Origin of the sequence: Pedobacter quisquiliarum, assembly GCF_014642175.1 — a bacterium.
GTDB classification, from domain to species: domain Bacteria; phylum Bacteroidota; class Bacteroidia; order Sphingobacteriales; family Sphingobacteriaceae; genus Pedobacter; species Pedobacter quisquiliarum.
In genome coordinates this window covers 131,117-153,689 of sequence record NZ_BMIL01000001.1, presented here as the reverse complement: position 1 = coordinate 153,689, position 22,573 = coordinate 131,117, and the positions used below count along the sequence as shown (strand labels likewise).

At 44.3% G+C, this 22,573-nt stretch carries 22 protein-coding genes; 5 read left to right on the top strand and 17 right to left on the bottom strand.

Annotation, left to right across the window (positions count from 1 at the left end; translation table 11 throughout):
- Window positions 1–59: 59 nt before the first annotated feature.
- The 15 genes from IEW69_RS00650 to IEW69_RS00580 form a co-directional block, all read right to left on the bottom strand.
- The gene (locus IEW69_RS00650; protein WP_188624888.1) at window positions 60–599 is read right to left on the bottom strand and encodes a CopD family protein; all 540 of its coding nucleotides are present in this window, start codon (window positions 597–599) and stop codon (window positions 60–62) included.
- The gene (hemE, locus tag IEW69_RS00645) at window positions 599–1,621 is read right to left on the bottom strand and encodes a uroporphyrinogen decarboxylase (protein ID WP_188624887.1); all 1,023 of its coding nucleotides are present in this window, start codon (window positions 1,619–1,621) and stop codon (window positions 599–601) included. The genes IEW69_RS00650 and hemE overlap by 1 nt, the downstream gene beginning before the upstream one ends.
- Complete coding sequence (locus tag IEW69_RS00640; protein ID WP_188624886.1) at window positions 1,621–2,151, bottom strand: hypothetical protein; 531 nt, start codon at window positions 2,149–2,151, stop codon at window positions 1,621–1,623. The genes hemE and IEW69_RS00640 overlap by 1 nt, the downstream gene beginning before the upstream one ends.
- Window positions 2,151–2,858 (bottom strand): response regulator transcription factor, encoded by a 708-nt coding sequence (locus IEW69_RS00635; RefSeq protein WP_188624885.1) that lies wholly within the window; start codon window positions 2,856–2,858, stop codon window positions 2,151–2,153. Before IEW69_RS00635 ends, IEW69_RS00640 begins: the two co-directional genes overlap by 1 nt.
- A 5-nt stretch (window positions 2,859–2,863) precedes the next feature.
- Complete coding sequence (locus IEW69_RS00630; RefSeq protein ID WP_188624884.1) at window positions 2,864–3,730, bottom strand: sensor histidine kinase; 867 nt, start codon at window positions 3,728–3,730, stop codon at window positions 2,864–2,866.
- A 39-nt stretch (window positions 3,731–3,769) separates the two neighbouring features.
- Window positions 3,770–5,143, bottom strand: a complete 1,374-nt coding sequence (gene hemL, locus IEW69_RS00625) for a glutamate-1-semialdehyde 2,1-aminomutase (RefSeq protein ID WP_188624883.1) — start codon at window positions 5,141–5,143, stop codon at window positions 3,770–3,772.
- The gene (gene hemB / locus IEW69_RS00620; protein WP_188624882.1) at window positions 5,143–6,111 is read right to left on the bottom strand and encodes a porphobilinogen synthase; all 969 of its coding nucleotides are present in this window, start codon (window positions 6,109–6,111) and stop codon (window positions 5,143–5,145) included. Before hemB ends, hemL begins: the two co-directional genes overlap by 1 nt.
- 10 nt (window positions 6,112–6,121) lie before the next feature.
- Entirely contained in the window at window positions 6,122–7,699 is a 1,578-nt protein-coding gene (gene hemC / locus IEW69_RS00615) for a hydroxymethylbilane synthase (protein WP_188624881.1), read from the bottom strand.
- Window positions 7,700–7,842: 143 nt separating this feature from the next.
- Window positions 7,843–9,075: a glutamyl-tRNA reductase gene (gene hemA / locus IEW69_RS00610; RefSeq protein ID WP_188624880.1), complete on the bottom strand. Its 1,233-nt coding sequence runs from the start codon at window positions 9,073–9,075 to the stop codon at window positions 7,843–7,845.
- A 99-nt stretch (window positions 9,076–9,174) separates the two neighbouring features.
- Entirely contained in the window at window positions 9,175–11,136 is a 1,962-nt protein-coding gene (gene ispG, locus IEW69_RS00605; protein ID WP_188624879.1) for a (E)-4-hydroxy-3-methylbut-2-enyl-diphosphate synthase, read from the bottom strand.
- Window positions 11,137–11,154: 18 nt separating this feature from the next.
- Window positions 11,155–11,775, bottom strand: a complete 621-nt coding sequence (locus tag IEW69_RS00600) for an RDD family protein (RefSeq protein WP_188624878.1) — start codon at window positions 11,773–11,775, stop codon at window positions 11,155–11,157.
- Window positions 11,776–11,782: 7 nt separating this feature from the next.
- Window positions 11,783–12,739: a toast rack family protein gene (locus IEW69_RS00595; protein WP_188624877.1), complete on the bottom strand. Its 957-nt coding sequence runs from the start codon at window positions 12,737–12,739 to the stop codon at window positions 11,783–11,785.
- A gap of 2 nt (window positions 12,740–12,741) precedes the next feature.
- The gene (locus IEW69_RS00590) at window positions 12,742–13,380 is read right to left on the bottom strand and encodes a PspC domain-containing protein (RefSeq protein WP_188624876.1); all 639 of its coding nucleotides are present in this window, start codon (window positions 13,378–13,380) and stop codon (window positions 12,742–12,744) included.
- An 18-nt stretch (window positions 13,381–13,398) separates the two neighbouring features.
- The gene (locus IEW69_RS00585) at window positions 13,399–14,088 is read right to left on the bottom strand and encodes an SDR family oxidoreductase (RefSeq protein WP_188624875.1); all 690 of its coding nucleotides are present in this window, start codon (window positions 14,086–14,088) and stop codon (window positions 13,399–13,401) included.
- 27 nt (window positions 14,089–14,115) lie between these two features.
- Window positions 14,116–14,400: a hypothetical protein gene (locus tag IEW69_RS00580; RefSeq protein WP_188624874.1), complete on the bottom strand. Its 285-nt coding sequence runs from the start codon at window positions 14,398–14,400 to the stop codon at window positions 14,116–14,118.
- Window positions 14,401–14,527: 127 nt separating this feature from the next.
- Here IEW69_RS00580 and IEW69_RS00575 point away from each other — a divergent pair, with 127 nt between their 5' ends.
- The 5 genes from IEW69_RS00575 (at window position 14,528) to IEW69_RS00555 (ending at window position 18,853) form a co-directional block, all read left to right on the top strand.
- The gene (locus tag IEW69_RS00575; protein WP_188624873.1) at window positions 14,528–15,262 is read left to right on the top strand and encodes an MlaE family ABC transporter permease; all 735 of its coding nucleotides are present in this window, start codon (window positions 14,528–14,530) and stop codon (window positions 15,260–15,262) included.
- Window positions 15,259–16,011, top strand: a complete 753-nt coding sequence (locus IEW69_RS00570) for an ABC transporter ATP-binding protein (protein ID WP_188624872.1) — start codon at window positions 15,259–15,261, stop codon at window positions 16,009–16,011. The genes IEW69_RS00575 and IEW69_RS00570 overlap by 4 nt, the downstream gene beginning before the upstream one ends.
- 22 nt (window positions 16,012–16,033) lie before the next feature.
- Window positions 16,034–16,921, top strand: a complete 888-nt coding sequence (locus IEW69_RS00565) for an RsmD family RNA methyltransferase (protein WP_188624871.1) — start codon at window positions 16,034–16,036, stop codon at window positions 16,919–16,921.
- 85 nt (window positions 16,922–17,006) lie between these two features.
- A complete protein-coding gene (locus IEW69_RS00560; RefSeq protein WP_188624870.1) occupies window positions 17,007–18,059 on the top strand; it encodes a hypothetical protein in 1,053 nt (350 codons plus the stop codon).
- 209 nt (window positions 18,060–18,268) lie between these two features.
- Window positions 18,269–18,853 (top strand): HupE/UreJ family protein, encoded by a 585-nt coding sequence (locus IEW69_RS00555; RefSeq protein ID WP_188624869.1) that lies wholly within the window; start codon window positions 18,269–18,271, stop codon window positions 18,851–18,853.
- Here the strand turns inward: IEW69_RS00555 and IEW69_RS00550 are convergent.
- Entirely contained in the window at window positions 18,850–21,867 is a 3,018-nt protein-coding gene (locus IEW69_RS00550) for a DNA gyrase/topoisomerase IV subunit A (protein WP_188624868.1), read from the bottom strand. The genes IEW69_RS00555 and IEW69_RS00550 overlap by 4 nt on opposite strands.
- A gap of 67 nt (window positions 21,868–21,934) precedes the next feature.
- Entirely contained in the window at window positions 21,935–22,429 is a 495-nt protein-coding gene (locus tag IEW69_RS00545; RefSeq protein ID WP_188624867.1) for a cytidine deaminase, read from the bottom strand.
- Window positions 22,430–22,573: the final 144 nt, after the last annotated feature.

The following is a 22,573-nucleotide window of genomic DNA, read 5'->3' as shown; positions in this document are numbered from 1 at the left end:
TCTTATAACACAAAGATGATGAATGCAGGCAGATGGTTGCACAGCAACCAAAATAAATTTTAACGTTTTGCGCGGTAGCTTTTGTACCACTTCACGGCAGCCATGATTACCGCAGCGAATACGACCAAACCGGCCAGGCCGTAGATCCAGTTCACAGCGCTTTTAAGCACAACGGTGAATACAATTGCAACCAAAAAGATCGTGGCAACTTCATTCCAGAGGCGAAGTTTAAAGGAGCTTAGCTTGAAGATACCAGCTTTCAACTGGTTCATAATGCGCTGGCAAATGAAATGATAAGCAATTAAGCCCACAACAAAGGCCAGCTTAACGTGCATCCAGGGGGCGTGGAGCAATGCTGGGCGCATGCAGAGCATGGTAACACCGGCAAGTACAGTAAGTACCATTGCCGGTGTTGTAATAATATTCCAGAGTCTTCTTTCTATTTTCTCAAACTCGCGCTGCAGAATGTCCCGCTCCACTGCAGGTCTGTCGTTCGCTTCCGTATGGTAGATAAAAAGTCGCACACTGTAAAACAGGCCTGCCATCCAGCTTACCACAAAAATGATGTGAACGGATTGAACCGACAGGTATGCTGACATTAGTATTTGAAGGCTTTAACAGTTTCAATTGCAAACTTCACATTATCGAAAGGGATATCCGGCATGATACCATGGCCCAGGTTGAAAATAAAGCCAGCCTCACCGCGCATACGCTCGAACAACTGTAGAATGTGTTTCTTAATAACGGGCTTATCTGCATACAAGATATGTGGATCAAGATTACCTTGAACAGCAATACCCGCAGGTAATGCTTTCTTGATGTTCAATAAGTCTGCATTCCAGTCAATAGAAACCACATCAGGTTTTGCTTCAGCCATAATCGGCGCGAAAACCGAGCTACCTTTACAGAAAGAGATTACAGGAATGTCTTTTCTGTTCAGGTTTCCTATGATCTCCTGAATATAGCGGTGGGAGAATTCCTGGTAGTCATTCCATGACAAGGCCAGTGCCCAGCTGTCAAAAATTTGGATAGCATTTACCCCTGCAGCAATCTGCAGGTTCAGGTAGTCTGTCGTTACTTTCGCGATCTTTGCAAGTAAACGGTGCGCCAGTTCAGGCTCATTATGGATAAGCAATTTGGTTTTCTTGAAGTCCTTGGATGAACCACCTTCTACCAGATAACTCATCACGGTGAAAGGTGCACCAGCAAAACCAATCAAAGGAATGCTGCCGTTTAATCGTTGCTGAATAACCTTAATGGCATCTGCAACATATTGTAAGTTATCCAGGCAATCTACATTCAGATTATCTATGTCTTGTGCTGTACGAACCGGGTTCGCAAATTTAGGACCTACACCTTGGGTAAAACTTAAGTCACCCCCCATTGCCTCACCTGTAACCAGGATGTCTGAGAAAAGGATGGCCGCATCAATGCCCAACAGATCTACAGGTAACATCGTTACATCCGCAGCAAGCTCCGGGGTTTTGCACATTTCCAGGAAGGAATACTTGTTCTTAATCTCCCAATATTCCGGCATAAACCTTCCGGCCTGACGCATCATCCATACTGGTGGCCGCTCTGTGGCTTTTGAAAATGCTGCATCTAAAAATAACGTGTTCATCAATCTGTATTTATTTGTAATTTATTTGCTTCTAATTCTAATTTTCTAATAATCTCTTGTGCCTTCGGCGTCATGGCGAGCGTCTTTGCATGTTCTATATAGGCCAGCATCCGCTCCTTGTCTTTTTTCCGGAGCGACAAGTTCGCCAGGTGTATCATCACGAACGCTTTATCGTTTTTTCCGCCCAGGGGGAAACGGCTGGCTATCTGGAAGTGGCGTTCTGCTTCATCAAACTCGCTTCGCTTCAAAACGATATTCCCCATCATAAACTCATAATAACCACGGCGGCTTCGGGCCAGGCGATCTGGATTTGGAACTTCTTTCAGGATGCGCTCTGCATGATCATACTCACCCTTATGGTAATATTTCGAGGCTAGTAAAACGGAGCTCTGCTTCAAATGGCTCCACAAAACAAAGCCGAAGAACATCGCGGAAACCGCGGCAAGTTCTTCTTGTTTATACACCAGGAATACCACTGCAGCAATTAAGAACATTGCCATCAGGATATACCTGCCTTTAGCATTATACATTAATTCTGACTATCTGTGAATTTATAACCAACGCCTCGGATGGAGTGGAAATACACCGGATTTTTCTGATCAGGCTCGAAATACTTACGGAAGGTTAAAATGAAATTGTCGATCGTACGGGTACTTGGATATACATCGTAGTTCCAAACGGTCTCCAAAATCTGCTCCCTGGAAACAGCTTCGTTCTTACGTTCAATAAGCAACTTCAACAGCATGGTTTCCTTTTTTGTCAAAGGCACAATATGACCGTCATCCTGCTTCAGTTCAAAAGAATTGAAGTAGATGGTCTTATCTCCAATTTTATAAGAATTCAATTCTTTTAAATCGTCAGACTTCATGCTGCGTTTAACCAGAATTCCTACTCTTAATATCAATTCTTCAAGGTTGAAAGGTTTTACCAGGTAATCATCGGCGCCTTTTTTCAAGCCCATTACGCGATCTTCACTTGTATTTTTAGCGGTCAGAAACAAGATTGGAACTTCTGAGTTTTCCAGCCTTATCGTTTCACAAACTTGGAAACCATCCATCTCTGGCAGCATCACGTCTAAAATGATCAGGTTAAAGCGTTCCTCTTTGAAAACCTTTAGTGCAGTTTTGCCATCTTTAACTGCATGTACCTTGTAGCCTTCCAGTTCAAGGTTTAATTTTATAGCATCTAATAAGTGGTCTTCATCTTCAACCAATAATATTCTTAATTTCTGTGGCATATGCTTTAACTAAATGTTACTTCAAAAATGGCACCTTGCGGTACATTATCTTTAACGCTAATGTCAGCGTCATGGTTTTGCAAAACTTCTTTAACTATAAATAAACCAAGGCCCGTACCCTTAGTCTTCCGCACCCGCTCATCCCCAACACGATAAAACTTGTCGAAGATCAGCATCTTCTCGTTGTCAGGTATCCCCGGTCCTTTATCAGCAACCCTTAAAAATGCACTGCCATTTTCGAGCGCCAGGTTCACAGAAACTTCCGCACAGGGCCCCGAATATTTAATCGCATTCTCAATCAGGTTCGTCACCACAGAAGATAAGGCAAAGGAATCTCCAACCACCATAATATCGGGTTGAATCTGTGTCTTGATCATCTGTGCCGATCCGCAGGAATGAATCTGCAGTCGATCTGTGATTTTTACAATCAGTTCGGACAAGTTAAACTGTTCTTTAGGGAAGGAGTACGACCGGTTTTCAATCTTCGTTGCGAGAAGCATGTTCTCCACAAGATCATCCAGCCGCTCGATATCTTTAAGCGAATTGCTAAGCAAAGTCGTTTGTCTTGCTTTATCCAGATCTCTTTTTACAATGGTTTGCAGCGAAAGTTTTATGGCCGCCAGTGGAGACTTCAGCTCGTGCGTTACCGATAGCAGAAAATTGGTTTGTTGTTCATGCAGGTTGTCTTCCTTACGGATAGAGCGGTGCAGAAAGTATGCGCCAATACCCAGAAGAAAAACAAATACGGCACCCTCGCCCACCACCATGGCCATTCTGGAAGGTTGCAGTTTAATAACCAGTGCCCCCCAGGAAATCAGCTGTACCAAAGCGTACAGCAACATAAAATAGAATATGATGATCGACTTTTTCAATACGGGATGATTATTTACCTGACGAATGTACCACTTAATTTACTTATTTCTAAAAACTATATCCAGGGCATCCAGAATAGCTCTTTTTGCCTTTTCAAGCTCAATTTTAGTATGCGCAGCAGATACAAAGCCAACTTCATAACCCGACGGACCGATATAGATCCCGCGGTTCAGCAGTTCTCTGTGAAACTGCTTAAACTTGTCCATGCTCGCAACGTCAATGTCTTCCGCAGTTTGAATTTTATCCTTATCTGTAAACGCAAACCAGAATATGGAACCTACATGAAATACTTTCAGTTTGTAGCTTCTTGCCGAAGCAAAACGTTGAATGCTTTCTGCAAACTCCTTTGTTTTTGCATTAAGTTCTTTGTAAAAGCCATTACGCAACAACTCGGTAAGCTGTGCAATACCAGCAGCCATGGCAACCGGATTCCCCGATAAGGTACCCGCCTGGTAAACGCCGCCATCAGGCGAAATATGCCCCATGATCTCGGCAGAAGCGCCATACATACCTACTGGCAGTCCACCCCCGATAATCTTACCATAAGTAACGATATCTGGTTTAACGTCATAGTAAGCTGCAGCACCTTCAAATCCAATACGGAAGCCGGTAATCACCTCATCAAATATCAATAAGGCACTGTTGTCCTTACAGGTTTGCTCCAGGAACTTCACAAAAGATTTTTCCTGCATCAATAAACCATTGTTTGCAGGAATACCTTCAATAATCACGGCCGCGATCTGATCCTTGAATTGCGCAAATGCAGCGGTGATCGCATGCTCGTCATTCAAAGGAATGACAATGGTTTCTTCCGCAAAGGATTTTGGAACACCCTTAGACGAAGTCTCCCCAAATGTGACCAAGCCTGATCCAGCTTTAACCAACAAAGAGTCGCTATGACCATGGTAGCAACCTTCAAACTTCAGAATCTTATCTTTTCCGGTGTACCCTCTCGCCAATCGGATTGCCGACATTACAGCTTCTGTACCAGAACTGGTGAAACGGATCTTTTCAACAAAACGATTGTTCTTGATGATCAGCTCCGCAAGTTCATTCTCCAATGCGGTAGGTGCACCGAAGCTCATGCCGTTCTGCATAACCTCAGTTACCTTCTCCCGAACTTTCGGGTGGTTGTGCCCCAGGATCAACGGACCCCAGCTTGCACAAAAATCAATGAACTGATTACCATCAGCATCCCATACATAACAGCCATCACCCTTTTGGATGAACAGCGGGGTTCCATAAACGGACTTAAAAGCACGTACCGGTGAATTTACCCCACCAGGGAAATAGTTCTTCGCTTTTTCGTATAGTTCTGCTGATTTCTCTCTTGAAATATCTGGCTTTGTTCCAGTATTTACAGGTAACTCCCCTTCGTTTCCGGAAAACATTTTTTTAAACGATTCTAACATTATAACCAGTTGTTTTCTACAATATCCTTAATGTGGTAGGTCGTGATTACGCTTGCACCAGCTCTGGCAAAAGCATACATCGTCTCCATAACCACTTTCTGCTCATCAATCCAGCCTTTTTCCGCAGCAGCTTTGATCATCGCAAATTCGCCTGAAACATTGTAACAGGCAATTGGAACATCACATTGTTGCTTCAGATCAGCGATAACATCCAGGTAAGCCAATGCTGGTTTTACCATCAGGATATCTGCACCTTCACTTTCATCGATTAAGGCTTCCCTTAGTGCTTCTTTCCCATTACGGAAATCCATCTGATAAGCCTTGCGGTCGCCCTTGCTTGGTGCACAATCCGCAGCCTCGCGGAATGGACCGTAATATGCAGAAGCAAACTTCGTCGCGTGAGACATGATGCCTGTGTTCACATAACCATTGCTATCCAGCAAATTACGAATGGCCAGAATACGTCCGTCCATCATATCAGATGGCGCAAGTAAATCTGCACCAGCCTGCGCATGCGTAAGTGCCATTTTCGCGATCACTTCTACAGTTGCATCGTTCTGCACGTAATCATCGTGCATAATGCCGCAATGTCCATGTGTGGTGTAAGAACAAACACAAACGTCAGTAACAACATACAGGTCGTCACCAAACTGTTGCTTCAGCGCACGCACCGCTGTCGGCACCAGGGAATGATCGTGGCATGCGGAACGCGCATCCTCGCTTTTTTCATCACCCACACCAAACAGCATGATCTTGTTTATGCCGTATTTTAACCCATTTTCAACATCCTGAATCAGGGTGTCAATGGAAAAATGATGTACACCCGGCATCGCATCTATCGCATGTTTAACACCTGTGCCCGGCACAATAAAGTACGGGTAGATGAACATATCTTTCGACAACCTGGTTTCAGCCACCATTTCTCTAACGATGGGGTTCTTTCTTAATCTTCTCGGACGACTTAACATCTTTAAATTTTTAAATTTCTAATCCAAACACAGCTTCGGCAAGGCCCAATTCATCTGGTGAGAATGGCAAAATATAGGAAACACCCATTTCGTCAAGCTTCTTCCCCGTTGAACTGCCGATAGCAATTACTTTCTGTCCCGGATCCAGTAAATTATTTGTAAAGTATGCCTCCACATTTGACGGGCTCGTAAAGATGACTACCTCCGCAAATGTTTTGTCAGTCTGATCTGCAATCACCGTCTCATAGATCGGTAGATCCACAATTTTGGTATCTGCAGATAATGCTTTTGGAATGGTAAGCAGCGAATCCTGTGCCCTTGGGAACAGAACCGTTTCACCTTTTACCAATGCAGCAAACTCAACCGCCACGTCCTGAACATCTCCACTCTCGCCAACATAGTCAGCAAGGTGACCATATCTGCGCAAAGCATCCTCAGAACCACGTCCTACTACACCAAACTTTACTTTCTTCGACAAAGCAGGCTTAAGCTTGAAAAAGAATTCAACGCCATTGCGGCTGCTGAAGAAAATCCAGTCAATGTTTTTAAGGTAAAATGGATCCAGGATATTTACGATAGGAAAAGTCCTGATCAGTGAGCGATCTTCAATCTGAATGTTGTGCTTATCTAAAGCACGTCTGAAATAACTGTATGGACCGATTTCGCGGGAGATAAATACCTTCCCCGGTTTTTTACGATCGGCGTTGAACTTCTGAACAATCTGTTCAGCCATCCCCTCCAGATGATCTGTTCTGAAGAAAACACGATCCGGAAAGTCATCACTATCTGCAGCCTTAGAGGTCCAGATTTCATACTTATCGTTTTCTTTCTTACAGTAACAGCCAAGTGGCATGTGACAGCCACCTTCGAACATGTTCAACACCTTACGTTCTACAGCAATTTGTGCTGCCGTTTCTGCATCATGAATCTGCTGAAGCACGTTGTAAAGTTCGGTATCGGTTTCCCTGATCTGGATCGCCAATGCACCTTGAGCGGGTGCAGGGATCAATTCCGTAGGCTCAATTACCTCCACGTGGAATTCACTCAGATCAATTTTAAGACGGTTTACGCCTGCTTTAGCCAGTAAGATGGCATCGTAATGCTCATCACGGAGTTTTTGGATCCGGGTAGGAACATTTCCGCGGAGATCTTCAATGTTTAAATCTGTTCTGACCGCAAGAATTTGCGCTTTGCGACGGTTAGAAGAGGTTCCAACCATTGCACCCGTTTTCAGGGATAGTTTTTGTGTTACATCCACACAATCTTTAAGGATCAGCAGAAGCTCCGAAGGGTCTTCCCTTTCCGGAACTGCAGCAATAATCAACCCCGCAGGATGTGCCGTCGGAAGATCCTTGTGCGAATGCACCGCAAGGTCAATCTTACCACTTAACAACTCCTCTTCGAGTTCCTTGGTAAAAAAGCCTTTCCCTTCCAGCTTATCTAATCTCAGGTTTAAGATTTTATCACCCTGCGTTTTTATGATTTTCAGTTCAGCTTCGACACCAATACTAGAAAGTCTGTCTTTGATATAATTGGCCTGCCACAAAGCAAGGTCACTACCCCTGGTGCCGATAATAAGTCTTTTCATTCAGATTTAATATGATATAACGCATTACCAACATGAATCTATGCACATCTGCTGATGGCCTTCATGCTGATCAAGGACAAATTTAACCTAAAAGAACTATAGTCTTAAATATTATGGAAATAATGTAATTGCCTTGACGAAGCCTAGATCTCGTTGTTATTCACCAGGATCTCCTTGGCCATAACCATCGGTACGCTGATGCATTTTTTCTCCATGTAGTTCATTACTCTTTCCAGGATAAGTTTGGCATTATCGTCCATGGTGCTGATTTCGTCAGCAAATACACCGTTTAAAGCAGTCATTTTAATCTCTTTGATCTTCTTGGGTACGCTGCTCATCGCAATTTCAATTTTGCGTTGGCGAAGTACAAGATCAAATTCCTTTATGTTCTGCTCGATGATGGTTTCTGCATGTACAAGTTCGTTGTAACGCTCCTGGATATTTTTGCGGGCAATTTCCTTTAAGGATTCCACTTCGATGTAGTGGATGGGATAGTTTTTCACAACCTCTGGGGCTGTGTCATTTGGAATGGCAAGATCAACAATAACCTTCTTGTCTGTATCTCCATTAAGCAGCTTCTTGTAAAGTGCTTCAGTAAGAATTGGCTCCGTAGCACCAGTACAGGTAATGATCACATCAAAACCGCCGCTGAAGTTTTCAAGCTCCGAAAGTGGGTATGCTACAGCATTCAGATCAGCCGCCATGGAAGCTGCATTTTCAACGGTACGGTTAAAAATGGAAAAGTTAGAATACTTATGTTTTTTAAGATATTGTGCTAAGTTTTTATTGGTTTCACCAGATCCGATGATCAGCAGCCTTGAATTGGCACACATACTCAAATCGCGCAACTTACGATACGCAAGTGAAACAACAGAAACCGGATTTTTTGAAATATTCGTATTTGTATAAACTTCCTTGGCAGTTTTAACAACACGCTCCATGAGGGTCCGCAAGCCGTCCCCGGTAAAACCTGCAAGTCTGCAGTTTTCATAAGCTTTTCTGATTTGGGCAAGAATCTCTTTCTCCCCAACCACCAGACTCTCTAGTGAACAAGATGTTCTTAACAAATGATTGAAGGCTTCCACCTTCTCGTAAACAGAAACGTTATCTACAAATGCTTCCATGTATTCTTCCGGAAGCCCCATATCTAAAACCCTTAGAAAGTCTTCCGTGAAGGCACGGTCAACAGTCTGTGGTGTCGTAAAAATAAACTCAACTCTGTTACATGTACCGACATAAAAGATCTCCTCTATGTTTAATTCTTCCTGAATATTCTTCAGTCGGTCATCAAGTGTTTGCTCGCAAATCACCAATTTACCTAAAGCTTTTAGATCAATTTGTTTGTGAGTGAAAGCAATAATCTTTAAATATTCCAAGGTAGGTTCTGGTGTTATTTTCTAGGTAACAAAAGTAACAAGCGGATGCTGTACCACTGTCATTAGGCTGTAATTAACAATAATTTAGAAAGGTTTTAATTAACGAAGGCTTTCCGTCCAGTTCCCATCTTCCTTAATCAGGTCAATCAGATCGTCCAATGCACGCTCCGTATTCACGTTCTTTTTCACCACCTGCTTGCCTCGGTAAAGGGTAATTTTACCAGGACCGGTGCCTACATAACCATAGTCTGCATCTGCCATTTCACCAGGCCCATTAACGATACAACCCATAATACCAATCTTTATACCCTTAAGGTGATCAGTTCTCGAGCGGATAAGTTGTGTGGTTTCTTGTAGGTCAAAAAGGGTTCTGCCACAGCTTGGGCAGGATATATATTCTGTCTTAGAAATCCGTGTACGGGTGGCCTGAAGAATACCAAAGCTGGTACTGTTTACCAGGGCAAGATCCTGATCTGCTTCTTTAGTAATCCAGATGCCATCGCCAAAGCCGTCAGTAAACAAAGCACCAAGATCCGTTGCCGCATATAACATCAGGTCATCGTTGCTGAAGTTCTTATAGTTCCTTCTGATGATCACCGGAAGCGTAATACCTGCTGCCTGCAGTTTCATAAAGAAGGTCCTTTGCTCCGCCATTCCATGCTCGGCTGAGGTTTCCAGCACCAATATGACGTGATCTCCGAGCGACTTCAGAAAGGCCTCATCAAAATGCAGTGCATTCACCAAAAGCAGGTTTATGGACGGGTCTTTTACCGCAGTATCCACATATTCCGTAGCCAGAAACAACGGAAAACAATTCTGCTTATCCTTAAGATTCAACCAGGTCTGGTAGTTGTAGACCTGTCGCAGGTTGCCAGGAAAAGACAAGGATGGCAATACATCACCCAGGTAAACTAAGTCTGCGGCCTGATCTGCTAGGTTATATTTATCCAGTCCTGCGTCGTAGCGATAGCCAACCGCGTTCAGGAAATATGGATCTTTCAAGTTTTCAGCCTGCACATCCAGCATCACCACAGGATGGTGATGACCGCCGATGTTTTGAACCACGCTGGTATTGCGGCGCTCATAACTGAAAGGATTATAGCTTAAGCTTCCAGCATCAATGGTTTGACAAAGCTCTTCTTTAACCGTACGTTTCGCATAACGTTCCGCGAGGCTCCTCGCCACTGGCGCTTCAAACTCCGGATCTTCCGTAAGGGAAACCCGGATGGTATCACCCAAGCCATCTTCAAGTAAGGTTCCAATACCTACAGCCGACTTGATACGCCCATCTTCGCCGTCTCCTGCCTCTGTAACGCCAAGGTGTAGTGGGTAGTTCATACCTTCCTTCACCATGGTCTCTACCAGTAAGCGGTACGCCTGAACCATGACCTGTGTATTACTGGCTTTCATGGAAATGACCAGGTTGTAATAGTTCATGTCTTCGCACATGCGGATGAACTCCATGGCAGACTCCACCATTCCACGTGGGGTATCACCATAGTGACTCATGATCCTGTCGGACAATGAACCATGATTGGTCCCGATGCGCATGGCGGTGCCATATTCTTTACAGATGTTTACCAGAGGTTTGAACTTCTTGTAGATGCGTTCCAACTCTGCCTGATAAGCCAGCTGTGTATATTCTATATTCTCAAATCGTTTCTTATCTGCATAGTTTCCAGGGTTCACGCGTACTTTCTCCACGATCCTTGCTGCAGCCTCTGCCGCATTCGGGGTAAAGTGAATGTCCGCCACCAATGGAACATTGTAACCACGACTTCTCAGCTCCCGTTTGATGTTGGCCAGATTCTCCGCCTCTTTCATGCTCGGTGCCGTGATCCGCACATACTCACAACCGGAATTGACCATGCGTATGGTTTGCTCCACAGTAGCCATGGTGTCCATGGTATCTGTTGTGGTCATCGATTGTATCCGGATCGGATTGTTTCCGCCCATGGGCACATCACCGATGTGTACTTCCCGGGTTACAAATCTTGAATAATCAGTTAAGCTATTGCAATATATGCCACCAAGTATGGGTGGAGTTGTTACGTTTTCCATGCGCTGCAAAGATAAAGATTATATCAATCGATCTTTAATAACTAGTGTATTTGCAGCCAGGTCGTGAAAGCATTGTTGCTTTTTATTGAGAAAACTGTACAGGTACCCAAAAAAGAAAGGTAACACCGAAAGTATTTTCGCTGCATTACGGCCAAAGGCTGTGACCAGGTCTATGCGGTTCCCCCACATATCAGTCACTTTAATGTTCAGCAATTTCTTACCTAGCGTACCCTGCGCCCTGGAACTTTCTGCAAGCACCCCATAGATAAACTTGATCACCGGAATGGCGGGCAACATTGTAATGGCCGCTGAAATACGAAGGCTACGCTCTTGAATAACCAGGTAACTCAACAGCAATGCAAACACATAAAACAGAAAAATTAGGAAGTAATCAATCACGGAAGCCAGTAGTCGCTGGTCAAAAGATGCAAAATATTGCGGCGCAGTCTGCTGGTACTGAAAACCAAGAAGCTCACGCAATTCCTGGAATTCGTGAGCTTCTTTATAATCGTTCATGCCAGGTTTACGGATGAAAGTCCCGGCTTTGATGTTTAATGCTTTCAGTTCAGCCAATTGATAAGGTCCTTGCGGCTTACCATTAACCACTACGGTATAGGTATCCAATGCTGAGTCTGACATATTCTGTTTAATATCTGCTAACCTCAAAGTTGCTTAGTCCGCCATCTAATGTGATGAAGATCTTTTTTGTGGACGTTGCATAATTTGGTGTCTCATAAGTGCCGTTGTCTAACTTTGTAAACCCGGTAAAATCTTTTGCAGATAAACCAGTGCTACTCTTAATACGACATCCCGCAGCAGTTGGCACTTTAATCTTCACATCGGCTACACCCGTTTTCACAATCACATCGGCAATTGGTAAAAGGTCTCCCATCTGGATGTCAAGTGCAGCGGCACCACCTTCAAATTTAAAGGTTCTGATTTTGTAAGCAGACAGATCAAAGTCAACCTCGCCTGCACCCATATTCATGTTTAGCTCCCACTCCGGCTGTGTATTCAGTTTAAAGTTTACATCATTACCACCATCGTTCATGTTCCATTTACCCTTTTTCTCCTGCATTCTGAAAGTCAGTCGCTGAACGGAATCAATCAGTTCCTTTTTCAAGGTAAAAGTACCTCTGGATTTCTCCACGACGGCCTCCACTAGACTGTCTGTCGGGCCGTCAAGTTTAAAGGAGGTGCCTCCACCAGAGATATCCATAACAACCTTTCCTGAACTTGCGAGATCGAAAGGTTCTGTAAAAGTTAACCTTTGCGTATTCAGCGTATCTTCATCATCGTTATTGATGTCGATATCAATTTTATCACCGAAATTTCCGCCGAACAAGCCTCTATTTTCAGGCGGCTGCTGACCGCGGTAGAACAAAAAGCCGAGGGTAATAACCAGAACCCCAATCGAGATCATGTTACCGACTTGTGATTTGTTCCTGTTGAACAGGATATTAATACCGGCGATGATCAGGAATACTGGCCAGAAGCCCCATACATTTCTCCAATAAAATTCTATAACACTAAAGTTTTCGAGCAATAGGATCAAGCCTACAAATAGCAGGATGATGCCCCATAATATTCTATCTAGTTTCATGGCTACAAAGTTTTGGTTTGATCAGTTTCATTTTTCTCTTGTGCTTCCTGGTTGAGGGTCTCCTCTTTCCATTCCTGGAAGCTGTCGTTGCGTTTAGACTTCATGATGAAGCTCAATCCGATGGCAACAAAAACCAATGGCCATAATTTGTGGAGCTTAAACCAATATGGAATAATATCGAACTCATTCATCAAAAAGTATAGACCAATAACCAGTAGAAATAATCCACCTACCGTTCTTCCGGTATCATTTTGCTTTGGAAAGCCTTTGAAGTCCTGTGGTCTGGTCCAGTTTGGCGCCGAAGTATAAGGGTTCGTTGTTGCAAATGGATCCGCCGGCTGCACGGGCTCTACTGGCTCTGCTGCAGGAGCCTTCCAGTCTGGCGCGGTGAAGCCAGCGCCAGAACCCTGTTGTTTGAAATAATCGTTGAATTTAGAGAATTTTGCTGATGGATTCCGGTTCACCGGTACCACGATCCACATGACCAGATAAACAAGCACGCCTGTGCCCACCAGAAACACGGTGGATAAAACAAACAGAAGCCTGATAATGGTAACATCTACCTCCATGTAATCTGCAATGCCGGATGATACACCAGCGATGACTTTCTCAAACTCATTTCTATATAAGCGCTTTTCCATAATATGGGCCTCCTTTTCCTAAAAATTTATTGGTCGGATGATCAGCTCGTCAACGTTAGCAGCAGGGCTTAATTTTAGCAGCTGACTGATGCTTTCTGCAATGTCTTCTGGCTGTACAAACTTTTCTTTCGGAATCTCCGTACCGTCCCAGGAAGCGGTAAGGGTTGAACCGGGAAGAACTGCTGTAACCTTGACATTGTACTTTGCCAATTCATCTCTCAATACATTATTAAGACTGAGCAAGCCCCATTTAGTTACACTGTAACTTCCAGCATTTTCTTTTATTTGCTTACTCGCAATGGAACAGACGTTTATGATGTGGCCAGACCGTTGCGAACGCATCTTGCGGCCCATGTATTTGCTGAGGTAATAGGCACCATTTAGGTTCAATTGGAGCTGCTGCTCGAAAGCAGTATCGTCTTCATCCAATAATGATCCAGGCAGGAACACGCCGGCATTGTTCACGAGCAGGTCGATTTGTCCGAAAACCTGCGAACAGAAATCACAGAAGTTATACACCGCTGTTTTATCTGCACAATCGGCAACCAGGTAATGCACCCGCACCCCGCTTGTTTCCAACTCGCTAGCGAGCGCCGCCAGCGCTGCTTCATCTCTGGAACATATGGCAAGGTTATAACCGTCGTCCGCAAGTTTCAGTGCAATGGCCCTTCCTATGCCCTTCGTGGCACCCGTAATTATAGCATTCATGTTTTATGGAAAAAACAAAAATACCTTTTAAGATTGTGCTTTGCGGTCTATTTCGTTACCGATTTCCTGAATGGTTTTTTCGTCCAGAATAACTTTTGGCTTATTGCTGTCGTGATGCTCGTACATTTTATAAATGCCTGGCGATACCTGGTCAAGCGGAAGTTCTTTCCAAACCGCGCTTTCCTGCGACTTTACAATTTCACCAACAAGCATGTCGTGAAAGATTACTTTGTAGTCATCAGCGCCCTCAGGCTGCAAGGTTAATGATATTGGCTGATCTTGAATTGTAATGGTGATGTTGAAGGAGTCCATAAAGGTGCTTTTTGCAATTAAACACCCGCCCAGCACGATTGTTTTTTAATAAATTAACCAACCATGCAACAATTTTTATTGTTTCTTTGTAGTATTCATATTAACTGTACTTAGCTAACCCCCCTAAATGAATTTTACAAACTTTGGTAAATACATTCTGCTATTAAAGGCTGTTTTCAGAAGGCCGGAGAAGTTCTCGATTTATATGAAAGCAATTTTTCAGCAGATGAACTTTATTGGTGTGGGCTCCCTTGGCCTAATCTCCATCATCTCCACCTTCATCGGCGCAGTAATGACGCTGCAGATTGCCTTTCAGCTGGTTAGCGACTTTATACCCCGCACAATTATTGGTTCCGTAACACGGGACTCCAGTATCCTGGAGCTTAGCCCAACCATCAGCGCCATCGTACTGGCCGGAAAAATTGGCTCTGCGATATCATCAGAAATTGGTACCATGCGGGTAACTGAACAAATTGATGCGCTGGAAATCATGGGTATCAACTCTCCCGGATACCTCATCTTACCTAAAATATTGGCGGGCATCACCATGGTACCTGTGCTGGTTATATTTGCCATGATGCTCAGCATCATTGGTGGATTCTTCGGCGGTACATTATCAGGTGCCATTTCCGCGGCCGACTATATTCAGGGTATCACGACAGACTTTAACCCTTATACCATTGTTGTTGCCCTTGTAAAAGCATTCGTTTTTGGTTTCATCATTACCTCAGTGCCGGCGTATGAAGGCTTTTATGTACAAGGTGGTGCACTCGAAGTTGCACAGGCGAGTACCAGAGCTGTAGTGGTAAGCTGTATCTCTATTCTGGCATGTGATTATATCGTAACCCAACTGTTATTATGATTGAAGTTCAAAACATCCATAAGTCTTTCGGTGCCAACAAGGTGCTGCAAGGCATTTCAGGAAAATTCAAACCTGGCGTAACCAATCTGATCATTGGTGGTTCCGGTTCGGGAAAAACGACATTACTCAAGTGTATGATCGGCTTGCACAAACCTGAAGAGGGTAACGTGTTGTATGACGGCCGTGAGTTTACGAACATGAGCTTCGAAGAACGCATCGAGATCCGTAAAGAGATTGGTATGCTTTTTCAGGGATCCGCGCTTTTTGACTCGATGACGGTTGAAGAAAACATTATGTTCCCTTTGAACATGTTCACCGATCAGCCCCGGGCTGAAAAGCTGGAGCGTGTTAACTTCTGCCTGGAACGCGTAAACCTGGAAGGCAAGAACAAGCTTTTTCCTGCGGAGCTTTCGGGTGGTATGAAGAAACGTGTGGGTATCGCCCGCGCCATTGCCATGAACCCAAAGTACCTGTTCGTGGATGAGCCAAACTCGGGATTGGATCCAAAGACTTCCATTGTGATCGACGAATTGATTAAAGAACTTACCGAAGAATATAACACCACGACAATTGTGGTTACCCACGATATGAACTCGGTAATGGGTATTGGTGATTACATCCTCTTCCTGCACCAGGGCAAGAAATTCTGGGAAGGCTCGAACAAGGAAATCGCCCACACAGACATTGAAGAACTCAACGATTTCGTATTTGCAAGCCGATTTATGAAGGCTGCAAAGAAGAATTTTTAATATTACACTTATACATTAATTTATGATTAGCCTTTTAAGTCCCACACATTGGAAAGATTATGAGCTGATAGATTGCGGGGATTTTGAAAAACTGGAACGCTTTGGCAACCTGATCCTTTCGAGACCAGAACCTCAGGCCGTATGGAAGAAAACACTTTCTGAGCAGGACTGGAAGAAACGTACACACATTCGCTTCAAAGGCCGTTCGGCAACTTCCGGTGAATGGATTAAGTCTGCAGCACAAATTCCCGATCGCTGGAATGTTTCTTATACCAATGATGAGGTGACCATAAACCTCAGACTCGGCTTAACCTCTTTTAAACATGTTGGCGTATTTCCGGAGCAGGCCGTGAACTGGGATTACATCTCCTCCAGCGTAAAGAAATTTAAAACACCTAATCCAAAGGTACTTAACCTATTTGCCTATACAGGCGCCGCTTCGCTTATCGCAAAGGCCGCAGGTGCGGATACCACCCATGTGGATTCCATCAAACAGGTGGTAAACTGGGCGAATGAAAACCAGGAACTATCCAACTTAAAGGATGTCCGCTGGGTTGTTGAAGACGCCCTGAAGTTTGTAAAACGCGAACTTAAGCGTGGCAAAAAATACAATGGCATCATCCTGGATCCGCCTGCATTCGGTCATGGTCCGAATGGTGAGAAATGGAAACTGGAAGATCATATCCAGGAAATGATGCAGGAAGTTGTACAACTGCTGGATGAGAAAGAACACTTCCTGATCCTGAACACGTACTCCTTAGGCTTCTCCTCCGTCATTGTAGAAAACCTTGTTAAAACATCTTTCCCTCAGGTGGAGAACCTGGAAACCGGGGAATTATTCCTGCAGGCAACCTCAGGAATTAAACTTCCTTTGGGCGTATTTGGCAAATTCAACAAGTTTCAATCCTAATTAAAGCTTATACTTGTAGCACAGCGGGTCCAATATCTAGCTAACCGGCTGTGCTTATTTAAGTTTAACACCTAATTTATCCCTTATGAAATTACCTCAGCTGACAGGGTCAATCCTTATCGGGCTGTCAGGCCTCGGACTGCTATCGGCGTGCAGTTCAGCAGATCAGCAAGCAACTGCAACAAGCACCGATTCTACGAAAGTCACGAATGCAGCGGCAATCAGCACAGCTGAACCAGAAGCTGAACGAAGTCCGGTTGACACCGCTAAATACAATGAACTGATCACCAAGCTTGCCAATGGCGATACAACAGGTAAATGGCCGGTTAAGAATCAGCCCTACCCCCTTGCTGGTGCGATTTTACCATTCAAACGGATTGTCGTTTATTACGGGAATCTACACTCCAAGAAAATGGGTGCACTGGGCGAATACGCACCAAAAGAGATGTGGAGCCGCCTAAACGCAGAGGTTAAACGCTGGGAGAAAGCTGATCCGGCTACGCCCGTACAGGCAGGCGTGCACTACATTGCCGCCGTTGCAAGTGGTACACCTGGTAGAGATGGAAAATACATCAACCGCATGGGCAACAACCAGATCGACTCCGTGATGAAGATTGCTAAAATGCATGATGCCATCGTGTTCCTGGATCTTCAGGTTGCACTAAGCAACATCAAAGATGAATTGCCAAGAATTGAAAAATACCTTGCCCTGCCGAATGTGCACCTAGGTATTGACCCGGAATTCAGCATGAAGGATGGCGCAAGACCAGGCACGAGAATCGGCACTTATGATGCTGCCGACATCAACTACTGCGCCGCTTACCTGGCCGACCTGGTTAAGAAAAATGACCTGCCGCCGAAGGTATTTACGATACACCGTTTTACGCGTAAGATGGTTACCAATTACAAAAATATAAAGCTGCGCCCGGAAGTGCAGATCGTGATGCACATGGACGGTTGGGGTGAACCAGAGCTGAAAAAAGGCACCTACAGACACTTCATTGAGAGTGAACCTGTACAATTCACAGGATTTAAGCTTTTTTACAAAAACGACCTCAAGAAAGCACCTAATCGCCTGATGACACCAGAAGAATTGCTGAAGTTAAGACCTGCACCGATTTATATTCAATACCAATAGCAGATTATAAGTTTATTTGTGAGAGCAGCCTGTCAGCTGCTCTTTTTTTATGCCCATACACCAAGGTCTTTGCTAATGGTTTGCCAAAGTCCTTAGCAACACCTAATCAACACGCTCTTAGCATATATGTCTTCTACGTAATCGAGCAAGCCTTTCTGCAACATTAGAAAATTTTGATTTACTAAGTTAAATTGCGATTTTGAGCAGCAATGCAAGACTTTCCACTTTATTTCCAGCTTGGCTGGCAACACATTCTAGATTTTAAAGGTTACGACCATATACTTTTTGTAATGGTGCTATGTGGTACTTACACGCTTTCCGACTGGAAGAAAGTACTTATTCTGGTTACCGCCTTCACGATTGGACATAGCATTACACTTGCCCTGAGTGTGCTGAATGTGATAAAGGTGAATAGTGATCTGATTGAATTTTTGATTCCGGTAACCATTCTGATTACGGCTATCGCGAACCTGATGAATAAGAAGAGCAAGCCTAAGGGGGTTAACTTTAAGTATTGGCTCGCTTTATTCTTTGGACTGGTACATGGGATGGGTTTCTCAAACTACCTGAAAAGTTTGCTTGGCAAAAGCAGTAGCATCGTTGCTGAACTGTTTGCTTTTAATGTGGGATTGGAATTCGGTCAGGTGATTATCGTGATCGCGACATTGATTCTTGCCTTTGTACTCATCAATGTGCTGAAGGTCAAAAAGTGGGACTGGACATTTTTCCTTTCTGCAGCAATCTTCGGTATTTCATTTATGATGGCTGCAGAAAGGATTCCAGGCTTGTTCTAAAACAAGCCTAACTGTCCGGTATCTTCAATGTCTTCTGGATTTGTAATTTCCAGATCTATCTTCTTTTTACCCCAGGGTTTTTTAGCTTTAGGCTTTGTTGCGCTTGCCTCCGTTTCCGGAAGGGCTTCGGTCTTTTGTGAAGCTGGTTCTGCCACTCCTGATGTTGCTGCTGCTGTTTCCGCATCAGGTGTAATTGCACTTTCCGCATCTGGCTTCACTGCAGCTTCTACTTCAGGCGCAACTGCAGGTTCCGGTGCTTCAACCGCTGCAGATACTGGTGCTGCTACATCCTCAGCTTCCTTCTCTTGTTCGGTTTCCGGCTTCTGCCCAACTTCTTCAGCAGCTGTTACTTTAGAGATTTCCGAAGCTGAATCTTCTTCAGCCGGAGTTGCGTCATCAGCTTCTTCAACGATTGGATCTTCCTTGGCTGGAATAACGAGCGGCAGTACGCCGGATTGTAATTCTGGCGCTGCAGGTTCTACCTGCTCCGCTTCCTCTTCAATTGTTGGCTCTATTTCTTCCGCATCAACGATTTCCATATTTTTCACCTCATGCGGGGTAAGGCGGTTGCCAATCGCTTTGATTCCTTTGATGTCGATGAATTCGCTAAGCACGACTTCCAGCGTTTCTTCGATCTGCGATTTACCCTTCAGCACTTCTACGATCAGTTTCGCTGCAGGATTGCTGGTGATACAGATGAGCTTAGATCCCGCCTCTTCACTAATCAGGGTTTGCTTTTTACCAACCGCTATATTCTCGAATACAAAGCGTTTCACAAACTGGTTTTTGGCTTTGCCTTCATATTGGACCACTGCAAAAGGTTTTTCCGGATCGTATTTCTGAATGATGATTAAATCGGCATCGAAGTGATTGCTGAGCTCAAAAGTGCTAAGCTCGTACCAGCCTTCTTTATGCACCTGAAGGATTTTATCGTCACCATCAAATTCCCCGAGGTACTTACCCCTGCCGTCCACGTTAAGGCGTCTTAACAGATCGTCATACCAGATTTTAAGGCCTGATAAGGTCGACACACCCTTGCTTTTCAGCACAATTTTCTTCACCGGGTATTTAGAAAGGATGTTACCCTGGGAGCCCCTACCCTTGATGCTGATCTCCGCAAAGTCGGTATCAAAGTTGACTTTCTTCAGCTTGGAATGCGGCTTGAGTTGAACACTCACAATTTCCGCTTCGCCGTTCGGGTTCGCTGTGAAATACAAGACTTTAGATCCTTTAGAACCTTTCGTCAGGTCATATTCCTTATCACGTGTGATACCGACCACGGCAAATCGTTTGATGTAAGCGATACCACTTGCTCCATCTTTATAAATCAGGTTGTATACGGTGCGTTCATCGTTTTTCTTGAACACCGCGGCATGGATGATGCCCTTTCCAACGAAGGTTTTGTCTGCAACTTTTGTGATGATGCATCTACCATCTTCACGGAAAACAATGATTTCGTCCAGGTCGGAACAGTCCGTAATAAACTCATCTTTTTTCAATCCCGTACCAATAAAGCCGTCAATGCGGTTCATGTAAAGCTTCACGTTTGCAAGTGCAACTTTTGAGGCTTCAACACGATCAAACAAGCGGATTTCGGTTTTACGCTCACGCCCCTTACCATACTTGTCTTTTAGTTTCTGGAACCAGGCAATGGCATAGTCCGTCAGGTGACGTAGGTGATTTTTAACCACTTTGATCTCATCCGCCAGCAAGCTCATTTGCTCATCCGCTTTTTTAACATCAAAGCGGGTGATGCTGCTCATGGGTTTATCGATCAGCTTCTTAAAATCCTCCGGCAGGATCTCCCGATAAAGTTGCGGTTTGAAAGGTTCAAACAAACCATGCAATACTTGTACTACAGTGTCGAAGTTACCGGAGTTCTCGTATTCAGGATGTTTGTACATACCTTCCTGGATAAATATTTTTAATAGGGAGCTAAAGAAGATCTTTTCCAGGAGATCATGCAGGCGAATTTCGAGTTCCTTTTTCAGTAGCGCCTTCGTATTGTTGGTATTCTCGATAAGAATATCATTTACACTCAGGAACTGTGGTTTATCATCCTTGATGATACAGGTATTTGGAGAGATTGACACCTCGCAGGAGGTAAAAGCATAGAGCGCATCAATAGTCACGTCGGGCGAAATGCCGGGCGCAAGCTGGATGACAATCTCTACGTGTTGCGCAGTGTTATCTTCAATTTTCTTGATTTTAATCTTACCCTTCTCGTTGGCGGATAAGATGCTGTCGATTACAGAGCCCGTGGTTGTGCTGTATGGGATTTCAGTAATGACAAGGGTCTTTTTATCTTTCTCGGTAATCTTTGCACGTACGCGAACCTTGCCGCCACGCATACCCTCGTTATAAGCCGAGAAGTCGGCCATACCGCCGGTGAAGAAGTCGGGCAGGATATTTGGTCTTATGCCTTTCAGCGCTTCAATGGAAGCATCAAGCAGTTCGACGAAGTTATGCGGCATGACCTTGGTGGCAAGACCTACGGCGATACCTTCAGCACCTTGTGCAAGTAAGAGTGGGAATTTTACAGGTAAAGTAAGGGGTTCATTGTTCCGGCCATCATAACTTAACTGCCAGGTCGTGGTATCTGGATTGAACACCACATCATTCGCAAATTTCGACAGTCGTGCCTCAATGTACCTGGCAGCAGCTGCACTATCGCCAGTGATCGGGTCACCCCAGTTGCCCTGGCAGTCGATCAGCAGATCTTTCTGGCCAATCTGCACCATGGCATCACCGATGGAAGCATCACCATGGGGGTGATATTTCATGGTATTACCGATAACATTTGCAGCCTTGTTGAAACGGCCGTCATCCATTTCTTTCAGCGAATGCAGTATTCTACGCTGAACAGGTTTTAGCCCATCGTTGATATGGGGTACCGCGCGGTCCAGGATCACATAAGAAGCATAATCGAGGAACCAGTTTTCGTAAAGGCCAGTAATAGGAATTACGGTATGCTTATTTTCTTCGTTTAATTGTGCTTCAGTTTCTTCACTCATCAAAAGGGGTTTAAATCCCGCAAAGATAAGGTTTTAAAAAAATATTATGATCGTTTTAATGTAGTTCTTACGAAGCACCAAGCAGCCTGTCTTCTACGAAAACAAAGGGTAAAAGGCTCTGAATCCCCTTAACCTTAAGGATTTCACCGCCAAGGCAATAGAAGAGCACTTCAATCGGAGATCCTTGTTTTTGTTCTACCTCCGCCATCACCTGCAAACACCCTCCACAAGAGGTAATTGGCCGGGTAATCTCGAAGCGTTCGGTCTTAGCAGTAATAGCCATGCTTTTCACGACAGCATTCGGGTGGCTTACGCCGATGGAGAACAAGGCAACACGCTCGGCGCACAAACCAGATGGGTAAGCAACGTTTTCCTGGTTGCTGCCCAGCACAATCTGCTCGTTGTCTAGTCTTATTGCAGTTCCCACCTTGAACGCTGAGTAAGGTGAATATGAAGTTTCTAGTGCCGCTATGGCCTGCTCACAGAGTTCGCGGTCTTGCGTTTCCAGCTCTTCGAGATGCTCGTAATGGGTATAGTTGATGTTAAAGTTTATTTCTTTCATAAAAGGCCTTCTGAAAATTTAAAGGGCTCGCAAGAACGGTAAAATTTAACACATTGCACTAAACAATTTGCAATATATTATGTAATAAGGAGTACAAAGCCTTGTGCCGTTGCTAATGGCATGATATTGGTTTATTTACAAGAT

Bases quoted from the DNA above. Each gene is read 5' to 3' on its own strand.
- IEW69_RS00565 (WP_188624871.1), top strand. From the start codon at position 16,034: ATGATTAGCCTTTTAAGTCCCACACATTGGAAAGATTATGAGCTGATA.
- hemB (WP_188624882.1), bottom strand. From the start codon at position 6,111: ATGTTAAGTCGTCCGAGAAGATTAAGAAAGAACCCCATCGTTAGAGAA.
- IEW69_RS00560 (WP_188624870.1), top strand. From the start codon at position 17,007: ATGAAATTACCTCAGCTGACAGGGTCAATCCTTATCGGGCTGTCAGGC.
- IEW69_RS00550 (WP_188624868.1), bottom strand. From the start codon at position 21,867: ATGAGTGAAGAAACTGAAGCACAATTAAACGAAGAAAATAAGCATACC.
- IEW69_RS00640 (WP_188624886.1), bottom strand. From the start codon at position 2,151: ATGTATAATGCTAAAGGCAGGTATATCCTGATGGCAATGTTCTTAATT.
- IEW69_RS00595 (WP_188624877.1), bottom strand. From the start codon at position 12,739: ATGAAACTAGATAGAATATTATGGGGCATCATCCTGCTATTTGTAGGC.
- hemE (WP_188624887.1), bottom strand. From the start codon at position 1,621: ATGAACACGTTATTTTTAGATGCAGCATTTTCAAAAGCCACAGAGCGG.
- ispG (WP_188624879.1), bottom strand. From the start codon at position 11,136: ATGGAAAACGTAACAACTCCACCCATACTTGGTGGCATATATTGCAAT.
- IEW69_RS00650 (WP_188624888.1), bottom strand. From the start codon at position 599: ATGTCAGCATACCTGTCGGTTCAATCCGTTCACATCATTTTTGTGGTA.
- IEW69_RS00585 (WP_188624875.1), bottom strand. From the start codon at position 14,088: ATGAATGCTATAATTACGGGTGCCACGAAGGGCATAGGAAGGGCCATT.
- IEW69_RS00635 (WP_188624885.1), bottom strand. From the start codon at position 2,858: ATGCCACAGAAATTAAGAATATTATTGGTTGAAGATGAAGACCACTTA.
- IEW69_RS00600 (WP_188624878.1), bottom strand. From the start codon at position 11,775: ATGTCAGACTCAGCATTGGATACCTATACCGTAGTGGTTAATGGTAAG.
- IEW69_RS00570 (WP_188624872.1), top strand. From the start codon at position 15,259: ATGATTGAAGTTCAAAACATCCATAAGTCTTTCGGTGCCAACAAGGTG.
- IEW69_RS00590 (WP_188624876.1), bottom strand. From the start codon at position 13,380: ATGGAAAAGCGCTTATATAGAAATGAGTTTGAGAAAGTCATCGCTGGT.
- hemL (WP_188624883.1), bottom strand. From the start codon at position 5,143: ATGTTAGAATCGTTTAAAAAAATGTTTTCCGGAAACGAAGGGGAGTTA.
- IEW69_RS00555 (WP_188624869.1), top strand. From the start codon at position 18,269: ATGCAAGACTTTCCACTTTATTTCCAGCTTGGCTGGCAACACATTCTA.
- IEW69_RS00575 (WP_188624873.1), top strand. From the start codon at position 14,528: ATGAATTTTACAAACTTTGGTAAATACATTCTGCTATTAAAGGCTGTT.
- IEW69_RS00580 (WP_188624874.1), bottom strand. From the start codon at position 14,400: ATGGACTCCTTCAACATCACCATTACAATTCAAGATCAGCCAATATCA.
- IEW69_RS00545 (WP_188624867.1), bottom strand. From the start codon at position 22,429: ATGAAAGAAATAAACTTTAACATCAACTATACCCATTACGAGCATCTC.
- hemC (WP_188624881.1), bottom strand. From the start codon at position 7,699: ATGAAAAGACTTATTATCGGCACCAGGGGTAGTGACCTTGCTTTGTGG.